This window comes from Ancylobacter sp. TS-1 (assembly GCF_009223885.1).
Taxonomy (GTDB): Bacteria; Pseudomonadota; Alphaproteobacteria; order Rhizobiales; family Xanthobacteraceae; genus Ancylobacter.
In genome coordinates, this window is record NZ_CP045144.1 from 3,677,433 (window position 1) to 3,690,056 (window position 12,624).

Sequence of the window (12,624 nt, forward strand, 5' to 3'; positions counted from 1 at the left end):
AGTTCCCGGCCCCATCCCCGGAACGCAGCGGTACGACCGCAAGGCCATCGACGCGGCGCTAGACCGCCATAGCGGGATTGTGGCACCGGCCGAACCCACTTCTTACGACCCTCTTGAAGAATGGCTGAAAGAGCGTGGCCACCCTGCCCATTCAGGGGCAGGCCGCCCGCTTAGGCGGTGATCAACGGGCGGCCGCTCGTGTCTTTCAACCATGGCCGTGCCGCACGGCGAGTGGGCCAATCATGCAGTCTTCGCGCCTTTGAAGGCCTCGAAAAGATAGGCGGTATCGAGCGCCCCCTTTCCCTGGTCGACCGGCACCCTCATGACATCGAGGAGCGCCTTTGCGAACGCGGGATCGACACCGAGTTCGCTGGAACAAGCGAGCCACATCCTCGCCCCAGCCAGATCGGTTTGCAGCGCTGACTGCACGTTGGTGAAATCCCGCGCGCGAATGGCTTCGCGAAAGGATACCGAGCGCCGGTTTACGTCGGCTGAAAAGGAGGGCAGGGCGGCGAAGAACAGCTCGGGGTCTAGGCCCGCCGCCTCGCAAATCGCCGCACCGTGCAACATCGCCATAGGCGCCGCGAAGCAGTAGCTGAGGAAGGCACAATCGAGCATGGTCGGATTGGTGACGTTTTCTCCGGCGTAAATCGACTTGCCCGCCAGCGCGACGAGCGTCCCGACATGTTCCTCGAACGTGGCAGCGTCGCCGCCGTAGTAAATTACTGCGTCAGGCCGGCCTATGGTCGCGGGAAAGCAGCAAATCCGGCCGTCGAGATAACGGATGCCATGTCGGCCAGCCCATGCAGCTAGCTCCGTCGCATCGGCTGGCAGTCCGGTCGCGAGCTGCACGAGCGTCTTGCCCTTCAACGCTTCGATCACCTCAGGTCGGTCGAGGCTCGACCATGTGGCCGCGTAGTTGATCAGGCAGGAAACCACGAGGTCGGAGCTTTGAATCGCCTCGACGATACTGCCGGCGAGATTGGCTGACGAGGCAAAGGGTGAACCGCGCTCAGGCGTGCGGTTCCACAATGTCGGACGCATCCCGGCGGCGATAAGGGCGCGCGCTAGAGAACTGCCCATGGAGCCAAGCCCCAGCAGAGATACGGATGACGACATTGCACTCTCCCGATTTTGCCTCGGAGTGAATGGCAAGCGTCGTGCCAGCTATAATAAGGCGCGCCATCGCAGCAATTCAGCCTCAAGAAGCTGGTGTCCTCCACGCGGTGGGCCGCTGAGGCATGTCGACAATGCGATTCTCGGAATGTCCGTCTGCGACACATGAGACATATGCGACACTTCCAACTTCGGTCCGACCGCCGCGAATGCCGCAAGCGGGCTCCGCTTCATGGCCAATGGGATTGGCGGCGATAGCACGCCATCAGATTGAGGGCGTGTCCCTAGCAAAACTGGGCGCTGTTGCTGGATCCCTAGGCCTTCAGCTTGATAACCCGCCCGCCTTCGGCTGGCGCCTCGCCCATAGCCGCAGCGATATCGTTGCCGATGCGGTTCGCGGCCTTGCGCAGCGGGTCGTTGTCGAGGTGAGCATATCGCTCCGTCGTTGCCGTGTTCGCGTGCCCCAGCAGCTTGCCGATGATTGGCAGACCAAGGCCCGCTCCTGCGCCGACGCTGGCGTTCGTGTGGCGCAGGTCGTGCAGCCTTACGCCTTCCAGCCCGGCCCGCTTCGACACCGCCGCCCACGGCCGCTTAAGGTCCGCTCGCGGCTTCTCGTCCTTCGTGCCGGCATTCGCCCCGGCGATGACATAGGCACCGATGCGCGGCAGGCCCGACAGCACAGCAAGCGCAGGGGCGCTCAGGACAACGGCTTTCTTCCCGGTCTTGGAGTCGGGCAGCAGCAGCAAGCCCCGCTCAACGTCGACCCATTGCCAGCGCAGCCCTAGGATTTCCCGGAGGCGGGCGCCGGTCAGTAGCAGCAGGCGAAGGGCGCCTGCTGCGTGCGGATCAATCACGGTGCGGCGGTTCTCCTTTGGCACGTGCTTGGCCTTCTTGGTCGGGTCCGGCTCCCAGGGGATGCCAACCGTTTCGGCCTCGCGGATCGCTTCACCGAGGCGGGCGAGGTCTTCCGAGCTGAGGAACGTTTCGCGGCCATCCTCCCGGTACTTCTCGATATGAGCGGCGGGGTTCGTCCCGGCCGGCACCAGCTTGCGGCGCTCGGCAAAGGCATAGAGGCTGCTGACAACGGCAAGGGCGCGGTTCGCCCGGTACTTGGTGGCGCGCATCCGCGAATGAATGCGAGCTAAATCCGCCTCGGAAACCATGGCGGCTTTCTTGGAGCCTAGCTCTGGCAGGATGTGCAGTTTCAGCAGCCGGCGATAGTCCGCCGCCGTGGACGCCTTGCGCTTCACGTCGACATGATCCGCAAAGAAGAGGTCCGCCACCTCACGCAGCGTGAGAGCGTCACGCGCTTCCGCACGCTCCTCTGCCGGGTCGGCACCGAGCCGCACGCTCGCCAACATCGTGGCTGCCAGCTTCCGTGCCCCTTCCGGCGTCGTTTCCTCATAGGCAGCGACCGCGTGCCGGCGCTTGGACACGCCGCGCCCGCCCCCGTTAGGGCGGTACTCGACAATCCATGTCTTCCGACCGCTCGGCATGACGCGCAGGCCGAAGCCCTTAAGGTCTTCGTCGTAGAAGATGACCGGCTTATCCGCCACCGGCAGCGAAGACAGGTTCCGCCGCGTGAGCTTCAAGACCGGCATGTCACCTTCTCCTTTGTCGCCACCGTGTCGCCACCGTGAAGGCGAAACGATACCCCTCAGTATCACTCAGAGCCGCCGACACAACGAGAAAACGCCGCTTGCGGATAGTCAGTGGCAAAGAGTATCACTCAGTAGCAACGCGACGGCAAGACTACGAATCTGGGGGTCAGAGGTTCGAATCCTTTCGGGCGCGCCATTTTACCACGAGAGATATCAAGGCAGTACGCCGCCTGGCGGCCTTCTCTCCCGGATGCCGTTCCCCATGCCGTTCCCGGCAAGGTTCTCGCACCGTTCCTGCGGCTCGCGACGCGCAGCTCTGCGACGCGGCCGGACATCTTGAACGACGAGTGATTGTCGCGGCGCCCCCGGGCGCGCCCGGCGCTATCGGGATCCGGCCTTCGTCGGCAACGCCAGCGTTATGAGCCAGCAGATGAACAGCATCACCGCCGAACCGAGGAGGCAGGCAGTGATGCCCCCAAGCTGGTAGAGGAAGCCGGAGGCGAGAATGCCGAGGAAGCGGCCCGCCGCATTGGCCGCATAATAGAAGCCGACATCCTCCGCCGCCTTCTCCGAGCCCGCATAGGCGAGCACGAGATAGGAATGCACCGAGGAGTTCACCGCGAAGGCAATGCCGAACACGGCGAGCCCGACGACCAGCACCAGCGTCGGATCGGGCGGGGCGAGCGCCAGCGCGGCGGCGATCAGCGCCGGCACGATGGCCAGCGCCAGCGACCACCCGCGCGCCGCCGGTACCTCGCGCGACAGGCCGTCCGGGCTGCGGGCGACCAGCGAGGGCGCGCCCGCCTGCACCAGCCCGTAGCCGATGGTCCACAGCGCCAGGAAGGCGCCGACCATGGTGAAGGTCCAGCCGCTGGCATAGAGGAACACCGGCACGCCGACGACGAACCACACGTCGCGCGCGCCGAACAAGGCGACGCGGGCGGCGGCGAGCAGGTTGATGCCCTTCGACTTGGCGAAGAGTTCGCGCGCGCTGGCGCTGGCCTTGGCCTTGCCCATCATCGCCGGCAGCGAGAACACCACGCCGAGCATGACGAGGAACAGCGCTCCCGCCATCAGCCACAGCCCGTAGCGGAAGCCGACCAACTGGAGCAGCAGCCCGCCGAGGAAGAAGCCGACGCCCTTCATCGCGTTCTTCGAGCCGGTGAACCAGGCCACCCATTTGAACAGCCGGCCTTCCGCCTGCCCGCCGGCCTGCGATTCCGTGATCTTGATCGCCGATTTGGAGGCGGTCTTGGTCAAATCCTTGGCGACGCCGCACACGCCCTGCGCCAGCAGCACCCAGGTCACCAGCAGCGTGCTGCCCCATTCCGGCGACACCGCCGACAGCAGCAGGAAGCCGGCGATCTGCGTCACCAGCCCGACGGTGAGCATGCGGGTGATGCCGTAGCGCGCCGCCAGCCAGCCGCCGATGAAATTGGCGCCGATGCCCGCCGCCTCGTAGAGCAGGAACAGGAAGGCGAGGGTGAAGGGCGAGTACCCAAGCTGGAAGAAGGTGAACAGCACCAGCATGCGCAGGGCGCCGTCGGTGAGGGTGAAGCCCCAATAGGCCGCCGTCACGATGGCGTAGTTGCGCAGCCCGCTGCCTGAGGAGGCCGTCATGGTCAGATCCCGACCTTGTTCATGTGGCAGGCGAGATCGACCATGCGGCAGGCATAGCCCATCTCGTTGTCGTACCAGGCGTAGACCTTCAGCAGCGTCTCGTCGGTGACCATGGTCGAGAGGCCGTCGACGATGGAGGAGCGGGTGTCGCGGGCATAGTCGGCGGAGACCAGCGGGCGCGGCTCATAGCCGAGAATGCCGGCAAGCGGGCCCTGCGCGGCGGAGCGGAACAGCTCGTTCACCTCTTCCACCGTGGTCGGGCGCTTCATCTCGAACACCGCGTCGGTGAGCGAGGCGTTGAGCACCGGGGCGCGCACGGCATGGCCGTTCAGCTTGCCCTTCAGCTCGGGATAGATCAGCGCGATGGCGGTGGCGCTGCCCGTGGTGGTGGGCTGGAGCGACAGCATGGCGGATCGCGCGCGGCGCAAATCCTTGTGCGGTGCGTCGACGACCACATTGGTGTTGGTCGGGTTGTGGATGGTGGTGATCTGGCCATGGCGGATGCCGATCGCCTCATGGACGACCTTCACCACAGGGGCGAGGCAGTTGGTGGTGCAGGACGCCGCCGTGACGACGGGGTGTGCCGCCGGGTCGTAGAGGTGCTCGTTGACGCCGACGACGACGTTGAGCACCGAGGGGACCTTCACCGGCGCGGCGACGATCACCCGCTTGGCGCCGCGATCCAGATGGCCCTGCAGGACGGCCGGGGTCAGGAACTTGCCGGTGCATTCCAGCACGACGTCGATGCCGAGGTCGCCCCACGGGATGTCGGCCGGGGCGGCATGGGCGGAGAAGGAAATGCGCCTGCCGTCTATGGTGACGGCCTCGTCGCCCGAGGCCTCGATCTGCGCGCGCCAGCGCCCCTGCACGCTGTCGAATTCGAGGAGATGCGCGGTGGCTGCGGCGCCGCCCTTGATCTCGTTGAAATGGACGACATCGAGCCGGTTTCCGGCGCGCGGATCGCTGCTCTGACGCTCGGCGGCCCCCATCGCCGCGCGCAGCGCCAGCCGCCCGATCCGCCCCATGCCGCTGATGCCGACCTTCATGCCCGGATCTCCCTCGGATTGCCGATGACCCGGACGCTCGCCCGCTGTGGCGGCGCGCTTCCGGCCCCCTGCGCCGTACCAGCCGCGAATGACAGTTCGGTGACGGTCTGCGCGCCACGAGGGGGTCGGAATGGCTCAAGTTCGCCTTTTCCGTGATTATTATTTCGAGACATATCGACACGCCCGGGTGGCGTGCCCACCCGCCTACCGGGGAGCCTGCGTTCCCGTCATGGCGATGGTCGCGAGATCGGTTTCCGGCGCCGCCCTCTCCTGAACCGCCTTCAGGGCGGCTTCCCGGCGCTCGCTGTAGCGGCTGGTGAAATAGTCGCGGCGGTCGCGGGTCAGCAGGGTGAACTTCACCAGTTCCTCCATCACGTCGACCACGCGGTCGTAATAGGGCGACGGCCTCATCCGCCCGGCCTCGTCGAATTCCTCGAACGCCTTGGCCACCGAGGACTGGTTGGGAATGGTGATCATCCGCATCCAGCGGCCGAGCACGCGCAGCGTGTTGACCGCGTTGAAGGATTGCGAGCCGCCGGAGACCTGCATCACCGCCAGCGTGCGCCCCTGCGTCGGGCGGATGCCGCGATATTCCAGCGGCAGCCAGTCGATCTGGCACTTGAACAGGCCGGTGATGGTGCCGTGCCGCTCCGGGCTGCACCAGACCTGCCCTTCCGACCATTCCGACAGCGCGCGCAGTTCCTGCACCTTGGGATGATCCGCCGGCACGCTGTCCGGCAGCGGCAGGCCGCTGGGGTCGAAGATGCGCGTCTCCGCCCCCATGGCGGTCAGAAGACGCGCGGCTTCCTCGACCAGCAGCCGGCTGTAGGAGCGCGCGCGCAGCGAGCCGTAGAGCAGCAGGATGCGCGGGGGATGCGTCATCGGCGCGGCGGGCGCCAGCTTGTCCAGTTCCGGCCGGTCGAAATGGCCGGGGTCGAGCGCATCGGTGAAATCGTCGAAGGTGCTCATCGATCGGAAGCCTCAGGGCGTGGCCGCGCGGCGCGAAAGGAAGGCGGCCAGCCAGAAGCCGACGGCCACAATGACGGTCGTGATGACGATGCAGAACAGCACGCCATCATAGGAACCCGACATCGACCAGATCAGCGCGGCGCCGAGCGGGGTCAGCGCGCGCGAGACGGTGCTCGGCGCCGACATCGCCCCGTTTACCGCGCCATAGGCCTCGCGGGTGAGCATTTCCGGCACGGAAAGCCCGCGCACGATGGTGGTGATGCCGTTGGCCGCGCCATAGAACAGGGCGACGAGCGCGATCAGCAGGAAGCTCGGCGGCAGCACCTCCAGCGCCACCAGCGCCAGCGGGAACACCGCGACCGTGACCGAGCCGATCACCCGTACCGGCGCGCGCGGCGCGAACACCCAGATGGCGATGCGCCCGGCCACCTGCGCCGGGCCGATCAGCGTCATCGCCGCCACCACCGAGGCGGTCTCGAAGCCCTTCTCCACCAGCATCGGGTAGAGGTGGAAGGTGAACGCCGAGAAGGCGGCGGAATAGGCGGTGAAGGCCACCGCCAGCGCCCAGAACACCGGCTGGCGCGCCGCCCAGGCCACCGCCGCCCGCCCGCTCAGCGCCGGCGCGCCGGCCGAGCCCCGGTGCGGGGGTGCATCGGCGCCGGGGTCGATCACCGACCAGTAGCAGCCGGCGCAGACGAGGATGTTGATCGCCGCCAGCACCAGGAGCGCGTCGCGCCAGCCCACATGGTCGAGCAGGAACTGCACCAGCGGGATGAACACGGTGGAGGCGAAGCCGCCCCACAGGGTCAGCGCCGTGATCCCCGCCCGGGCATGGGACGGGCCGGAGCGGCGGGCAATGACGGCGAAGGCCGGATCGTAGAGCGTCGCCGCCTGCAGCGCGCCGATGCCGGCCACCGCGACATAGAACAGAGCGAGGCTCTCGACCTGCGACCACAGCACGAGGAGCAGCCCGGCCAGCACCGACCCAATGGTCATGATGGCGCGGCCATGGCCCCGGTCGATGGCGGCGCCGATGGGATAGGCGGCCAGCCCCGCGAAGGCGAGTCCCAGCGTCGCCGCGCCATAGAGCGCGCTCTTCGACCAGCCGAGCTCATGGCCCATCGCCTCGGCGATCAGCGGGAAGCTGTAATAGAGCGAGCCCCAGGAGCAGACCTGCCCGATGCCCAGCCCGGTGACGAACAGGCTGCGCGCGCCGGGCGGGCGATGTTCGCCGGCACTGGCGACGAGGACGTTTCCGCTCATGGCGCGGCGGACGGTTCGGCCGCGGCGGCGGGACAGTCCGCGTCGGCGCAGCATTCATCGGCGAGATAGCCGATCAGGGCGTTCATGGCGGGGTAGTGGGCGCGGCAGATCAGCGTCGTGGCGTGGCGCTCCTGCGTCACCAGCCCGGTGTCGACGAGGCGTTTCAGATGATGCGAGAGCGTCGAGGCGGCGATGCCGATGCGCTCCTGCACGCCGCCGACCGGCAGGCCGGCGTGACCGGCCCGCACCAGCGTCCGGTAGAGCTGGAGGCGGGTCGGGTTGCCTAGCGATTCGAGCTGGCGGGCGGCTTGTTCGAGTTTCATGGAAATAAGCTAGGGGCCCTCGCCGCCGGTGGTCAAGTCCTGTTTCGACAATTGTCGAAATAGTCCCCCGGCGCGTCCTCAGGAGCCGCCGGGCGCCGTCATGGGAAACCAGCGGCGGCCGAGCCGCAGGGCGACATGCACCAAGAGGATCAGCACCGGCACCTCGACCAGCGGCCCGATGACGGCGGCGAAGGCCACCTTGGAGCCGAGGCCGAAGGCGGCGATGGCGACCGCGATGGCGAGTTCGAAATTATTGCCGGCGGCGGTGAAGGCGATCGCCGTGGTGCGCGGATAATCCGCCTCGATCAGCTTGCCCATGGCGAAGCTGATGAGGAACTGGACGACGAAATAGATCGTCAGCGGGATGGCGATGATCACCGCGTCCATCGGCAGGCGCACGAGGTCGCCGCCCTTCAGGCTGAACATGGCGACGATGGTGAACAAGAGCGCGCCCAGCGTGATCGGGCTGATCCTCGGCAGGAACACGTTGGCGTACCACTCCGCGCCCTTGCGGGCGATGAGGATGCGGCGGGTGAGGAAGCCGGCGAGGAAGGGAATGCCGAGATAGATCAGCACCGCCTCGGTGATGGTGCGGAAGCTGACATCGACGACGCTGCCCTCCAGCCCGAACAAAGGCGGCAGCACGGTGAGGAACAGCCACGCATAGGTGGAGAAGAACAGGATCTGGAAGATCGAGTTGAACGCCACCAGCCCGGCGACATACTGGCTGTCGCCCTTGGCGAGCTGGTTCCACACCAGCACCATGGCGATGCAGCGCGCCAGCCCGATCAGGATCAGCCCGGTCATGTATTCCGGGTGGTCGCGCAGGAAGATCACCGCGAGCGCGAACATCAGCGTCGGGCCGATCAGCCAGTTCTGCACCAGCGACAGCACCAGCACCCGCTTGTCGGCGAAAACGCGGTGCAATTCCTCATACCGTACCTTGGCGAGCGGGGGGTACATCATCAGGATCAGGCCGATGGCGATGGGTATGTTGGTCGAGCCGACCGACAGCGTGTTCAGCGCCTCCGGCAGGCCGGTGAACACCGTGCCGAGGCCGACGCCGAGCGCCATCGCCGCGAAGATCCACACGGTGAGGTAGCGGTCGAGGAAGGATAGCCGCGCGGGACGGGGCGCGAGCGCCAGGGTCTGGGACATGGGGGCTCCGGTTCTCGTTCAGGCGGCGCGGTTGCCGTGGGCGTCGACGACCAGCTCGCCGTCCTCCTTGCGGAACTCGCCGCGCTGCGGGGCGGGCAGCAGGTCGAGCACCGTCTCCGAGGGACGGCAGAGCCGGACGCCGAGCGGGGAGACGACGATGGGGCGGTTGATCAGGATGGGATGGGCCATCATCGCGTCGAGAAGCGCGTCGTCACCGAGCGCCGGATCGTCCAGCCCGAGATCGGCAAAGGGCGTGCCCTTCTGGCGCAGCACGGCGCGTACCGGCACGCCCATGCGGGCGATCAGCGCGACCAGCTCGTCGCGGCTCGGCGGGGTCTTCAGATATTCGATGACGGTCGGCGCGATGCCGGCATTGCGGATCAGGCCGAGCACGTTGCGCGAGGTGCCGCAATAGGGGTTGTGGTAGATGGTGACGTCGCTCATCGGGGCCTCCTCAGGCGACGTCGCGCCGGGGTTGGGTGGCGCCCTCGCTGCGGCCGATCTCGTTGAGCTTGGCGCCCAGCGTCATCGTGTCGAGGCTGCGGATCGGCAGGGCGGCGAAGGCGGCGATGCGGTTCTTGAGGTAGCGAAAGGTGCGCGCGAAGGCGGCCTCCTTCTCGATCTCGGCCCCCTCCATGGTGGCGGGATCCTCGATGCCCCAATGGGCGGTCATCGGCTGGCCCGGCCAGACCGGGCAGGTCTCGCCCGCCGCGCCGTCGCAGACGGTGAAGACGAAATCCATCACTGGCGCGTCGGCAGCGGCGAACTCGATCCAGTCCTTCGAGCGCAGGCCCTCGGTCGGATAATCGAGGCTGCGCAGCGTCGCCAGCGTCAGCGGGTTCACCGCGCCGCGCGGCCGGCTGCCGGCGGAGAAGGCGCGGAAACGCCCGTGACCGTCCTTGGCGAGGATCGATTCCGCCATGATCGAGCGGGCGGAATTGCCGGTGCAGAGAAACAGCACGTTGTAGATGTGGCCGGCCGGATCGGTGTCAGACATGGCGCGCCTCCTTGGCGGCATGAGTGCCTGGGGAATGAGTGCCTGTGGAATGAGGGCCTGCGGGGCAGCAGGGCTGAAGGTCGGTGATCAGCGGCGCGCAGATCTCGGGCTTTCCGCCGCAACACTCCTTCAACATGAAGGAAGCCAGATGACGCACTGTCTCCAGCTGCGCGCGGTAGATGATCAGGCGGCTGCGGCGCTCGGGCGCGATCAGCTCGGCGCGGGCGAGAATGCCGAGATGGGTGGAGAGCGTGTTGTGCGGCACGTCGAGCCGTCGCGCGACCTCACCCGCCGGCAGGCCCTCGGGCTCATGGGCGACGAGCAGGCGGAAGACGTCGAGCCGGGTCGGCTGCGACAGCGCCGCGAAGGCGGAAAGGGCGTTATCCGTGTCCATATGTCGACGATAGCCGACAGGTGGACATAAATCAAGCGGCAAGACACCGTTCGCTGGCAGCGCGCCGTCAGGCCGCCCGCGCGGCCAGCGTCATCTCGGTGGCGCCTTCCATCACCGCGATGTCGCCCAGCCGCGCCTTCAGGCTGGCGAGATCGAGGGTCTCCAGCGGCAGGTTGACGAAGGCGGACATGCGCGCGGCGATCTGCCGGTAGGTGCGCACGAACGCCACCCGCAATTCGTCGTCGGTTCCGCCGCCAGCGGCGGGGTCGGGCAGCCCCCAATGCGCCGTCAGCGGATGGCCGGGAAAATGCGGGCAGCTCTCGCCGGCGGCGGCGTCGCAGACGGTGATCACGAAATCCATCGGCTCGACGGCCCCGCCGGCGAACTCGTTCCAGCTCTTGGAGCGCAGATCCTCGGTCGTGTAGCCGAGCGAGCGCAGCAGATCGAGCGCCAGCGGATGCGGCACCCCGCGCGGGATGCTGCCGGCGGAGAAGGCGCGGAAGCGCCCGCGCCCCTCGCGGTTCAGCACCGCCTCGGCCATGATCGAGCGGGCCGAATTGTGCGAGCAGACCAGCAGCACATTGTAGGAGCGTTCCGCCGGCTCGCCCGGCCGCAGGCGCGGGAAGCCCGCGCCCCGGTCGGCCGGCGCCGGCAGTTCCCCGAGCAGCAGATGCAGGACCGATTCCGTCCGCCCCGGCGTCGCCGCGTAGATGATCGAGCGCCCTTCGCGGCGGGAGACCAGCAGGCCCGCCCGCTCCAGATGGGAGAGATGGGTCGACATGGTGTTGTGCGGCACGGCCAGCAGGCGGGCGACATCTCCGGCCGGCAGCCCGAAGGGGGCGTAGCGCAGCAGGAGGCGGAAGGCGTCGAGGCGCGTCGGCTGCGCCAGTGCGTCGAAGATACCGACCGCCTCGTCCGACAGGAGGCGCTTCACATCCACCGGCTGATCGCGTCCTGCCTCGCCCTGCATCGTGCCGTTTCCGTTTCCCGCGTCAGCTTCCGTGCCTGAACGTCGTCGCCCAGTAGTCCTTCACCTGCTGCACCAGCGGCGCCGGCAGCGGCACATAGCCCAGCCGCGATGCATAGTCGCTGCCCTCTCCCAGCGCAAAGCCGAAGAAGGACAAGGCGAGGCGGTTGCGCGCGGCATCCGCCGGGGCCTTGTACAGAAGAATGAAGGTGGTGGCGGCGATCGGATAGGCCTCGGGCACCGGGGAATCGTTGATGGTGGCGTAGAAATCGCGCGTCTGCGTCCAGTCCACGCCGAGCGCGGCGGCCTGGAACGAGGCCGCGCTCGGGGCGATGAACCGGCCCGCGCGGTTCTGGACCAGGCCATAGGTGAGCCTGGCCTGCGTCACATAGGTGAACTCGACATAGCCGATGGCGTTCGGCGTCCGCTGCACCTCGGTCGCCACGCCCTCATTGCCGCGCGCGCCGCTGCCCACCGGCCAGGCGACGGCGCTTCCCTCGCCCAGCGTCCGCTTCCATTCCGCGCTCGTCTTGGAGAGATAGGACACCCAGTTGAAGGTGGTGCCCGAGCCGTCCGAGCGATGGATGACGGCGATCAGGCTGTCGGGCAGGGCAAGGTCCGGGTTGAGCGCCCGGATCGCGGGATCCGACCATCGGGTGATCTTTCCCATGTAGATGTCCGCAAGCACGCTGCCGGTGAACCGCATCGTGCCCGGCGCGATGCCGGCGAGGTTGACGACCGGCACCACGCCGCCGAACACGATGGGGAACTGGCCGAGCCCGAGGCGTTCGAGGTCCTCGGGCTTCAGCGGCTTGTCGGAGGCGCCGAAATCGACGGCCTTGTCGCGGAGCCGACTCACGCCGGCGGAGGAGCCGACCGACTGGTACTCCACAAGGGTGCCGCTGGCCTCGCGATAGGCCTGCGCCCATTTCCAGATGATGGGATAGGCGAAGGTGGAGCCTGCGCCGCTGAGTTCGTCGGCGCGGGCGCCCGCCGTCAGGACCAGCAGGGCGGCAGCGATCAGGGGAAGGAGACGGCGCATCGGGACACCTTTATAGCAATACGTCGGGACATATCGACATATTATTAGGAGCGCTATGCGACACTTGCGTGACGGGACCGGCCGGTCCGGCGGCCCGCATGTGGACGGCGGCGGCCGGGTCGGTCCTT

The 12,624-nt window shown here is 67.5% G+C and carries 13 protein-coding genes; all 13 read right to left on the reverse strand.

The window, feature by feature from the left end; translation table 11 throughout:
• Positions 1-240 precede the first annotated feature (240 nt).
• The 13 genes from GBB76_RS17330 to pstS all read right to left on the reverse strand — a co-directional run bounded on the left by GBB76_RS17330 (position 241) and on the right by pstS (position 12,496).
• On the reverse strand, positions 241-1,119 hold the full coding sequence (locus GBB76_RS17330; RefSeq protein WP_152304452.1) for an NAD(P)-dependent oxidoreductase: 879 nt from the start codon (positions 1,117-1,119) through the stop codon (positions 241-243).
• Between the two features lie 311 nt (positions 1,120-1,430).
• Positions 1,431-2,717, reverse strand: a complete 1,287-nt coding sequence (locus tag GBB76_RS17335) for a tyrosine-type recombinase/integrase (RefSeq protein ID WP_152304453.1) — start codon at positions 2,715-2,717, stop codon at positions 1,431-1,433.
• A gap of 381 nt (positions 2,718-3,098) precedes the next feature.
• On the reverse strand, positions 3,099-4,337 hold the full coding sequence (gene arsJ / locus GBB76_RS17340) for an organoarsenical effux MFS transporter ArsJ (RefSeq protein ID WP_152304454.1): 1,239 nt from the start codon (positions 4,335-4,337) through the stop codon (positions 3,099-3,101).
• Between the two features lie 2 nt (positions 4,338-4,339).
• Complete coding sequence (locus GBB76_RS17345) at positions 4,340-5,383, reverse strand: ArsJ-associated glyceraldehyde-3-phosphate dehydrogenase (protein WP_152304455.1); 1,044 nt, start codon at positions 5,381-5,383, stop codon at positions 4,340-4,342.
• Positions 5,384-5,587: 204 nt separating this feature from the next.
• Positions 5,588-6,352 carry an arsenical resistance protein ArsH gene (gene arsH / locus GBB76_RS17350; RefSeq protein ID WP_152304456.1) on the reverse strand — a complete coding sequence of 255 codons (765 nt, stop codon included), beginning with the start codon at positions 6,350-6,352 and terminating at the stop codon, positions 5,588-5,590.
• A 12-nt stretch (positions 6,353-6,364) separates the two neighbouring features.
• Positions 6,365-7,615, reverse strand: a complete 1,251-nt coding sequence (locus GBB76_RS17355) for an MFS transporter (protein ID WP_152304457.1) — start codon at positions 7,613-7,615, stop codon at positions 6,365-6,367.
• A complete protein-coding gene (locus tag GBB76_RS17360) occupies positions 7,612-7,938 on the reverse strand; it encodes a helix-turn-helix transcriptional regulator (protein WP_152304458.1) in 327 nt (108 codons plus the stop codon). The genes GBB76_RS17355 and GBB76_RS17360 overlap by 4 nt, the downstream gene beginning before the upstream one ends.
• 78 nt (positions 7,939-8,016) lie before the next feature.
• Positions 8,017-9,096 (reverse strand): ACR3 family arsenite efflux transporter, encoded by a 1,080-nt coding sequence (gene arsB, locus GBB76_RS17365; protein ID WP_152304459.1) that lies wholly within the window; start codon positions 9,094-9,096, stop codon positions 8,017-8,019.
• 18 nt (positions 9,097-9,114) lie between these two features.
• Positions 9,115-9,540 carry an arsenate reductase (glutaredoxin) gene (gene arsC / locus GBB76_RS17370; RefSeq protein WP_152304460.1) on the reverse strand — a complete coding sequence of 142 codons (426 nt, stop codon included), beginning with the start codon at positions 9,538-9,540 and terminating at the stop codon, positions 9,115-9,117.
• 10 nt (positions 9,541-9,550) lie between these two features.
• Positions 9,551-10,093 (reverse strand): arsenate reductase ArsC, encoded by a 543-nt coding sequence (locus tag GBB76_RS17375; RefSeq protein WP_152304461.1) that lies wholly within the window; start codon positions 10,091-10,093, stop codon positions 9,551-9,553.
• Positions 10,086-10,487 (reverse strand): helix-turn-helix transcriptional regulator, encoded by a 402-nt coding sequence (locus GBB76_RS17380; RefSeq protein WP_246668970.1) that lies wholly within the window; start codon positions 10,485-10,487, stop codon positions 10,086-10,088. The genes GBB76_RS17375 and GBB76_RS17380 overlap by 8 nt, the downstream gene beginning before the upstream one ends.
• 67 nt (positions 10,488-10,554) lie before the next feature.
• On the reverse strand, positions 10,555-11,457 hold the full coding sequence (locus GBB76_RS17385) for a helix-turn-helix domain-containing protein (protein WP_152304462.1): 903 nt from the start codon (positions 11,455-11,457) through the stop codon (positions 10,555-10,557).
• A gap of 22 nt (positions 11,458-11,479) precedes the next feature.
• Positions 11,480-12,496, reverse strand: coding sequence for a phosphate ABC transporter substrate-binding protein PstS (gene pstS, locus GBB76_RS17390; RefSeq protein ID WP_152304463.1), 1,017 nt, complete (start codon positions 12,494-12,496; stop codon positions 11,480-11,482).
• Between the last annotated feature and the right edge of the window lie 128 nt (positions 12,497-12,624).

Bases quoted from the DNA above. Each gene is read 5' to 3' on its own strand.
- GBB76_RS17330 (WP_152304452.1), bottom strand. From the start codon at position 1,119: ATGTCGTCATCCGTATCTCTGCTGGGGCTTGGCTCCATGGGCAGTTCT.
- GBB76_RS17335 (WP_152304453.1), bottom strand. From the start codon at position 2,717: ATGCCGGTCTTGAAGCTCACGCGGCGGAACCTGTCTTCGCTGCCGGTG.
- arsJ (WP_152304454.1), bottom strand. From the start codon at position 4,337: ATGACGGCCTCCTCAGGCAGCGGGCTGCGCAACTACGCCATCGTGACG.
- GBB76_RS17345 (WP_152304455.1), bottom strand. From the start codon at position 5,383: ATGAAGGTCGGCATCAGCGGCATGGGGCGGATCGGGCGGCTGGCGCTG.
- arsH (WP_152304456.1), bottom strand. From the start codon at position 6,352: ATGAGCACCTTCGACGATTTCACCGATGCGCTCGACCCCGGCCATTTC.
- GBB76_RS17355 (WP_152304457.1), bottom strand. From the start codon at position 7,615: ATGAGCGGAAACGTCCTCGTCGCCAGTGCCGGCGAACATCGCCCGCCC.
- GBB76_RS17360 (WP_152304458.1), bottom strand. From the start codon at position 7,938: ATGAAACTCGAACAAGCCGCCCGCCAGCTCGAATCGCTAGGCAACCCG.
- arsB (WP_152304459.1), bottom strand. From the start codon at position 9,096: ATGTCCCAGACCCTGGCGCTCGCGCCCCGTCCCGCGCGGCTATCCTTC.
- arsC (WP_152304460.1), bottom strand. From the start codon at position 9,540: ATGAGCGACGTCACCATCTACCACAACCCCTATTGCGGCACCTCGCGC.
- GBB76_RS17375 (WP_152304461.1), bottom strand. From the start codon at position 10,093: ATGTCTGACACCGATCCGGCCGGCCACATCTACAACGTGCTGTTTCTC.
- GBB76_RS17380 (WP_246668970.1), bottom strand. From the start codon at position 10,487: ATGGACACGGATAACGCCCTTTCCGCCTTCGCGGCGCTGTCGCAGCCG.
- GBB76_RS17385 (WP_152304462.1), bottom strand. From the start codon at position 11,457: ATGCAGGGCGAGGCAGGACGCGATCAGCCGGTGGATGTGAAGCGCCTC.
- pstS (WP_152304463.1), bottom strand. From the start codon at position 12,496: ATGCGCCGTCTCCTTCCCCTGATCGCTGCCGCCCTGCTGGTCCTGACG.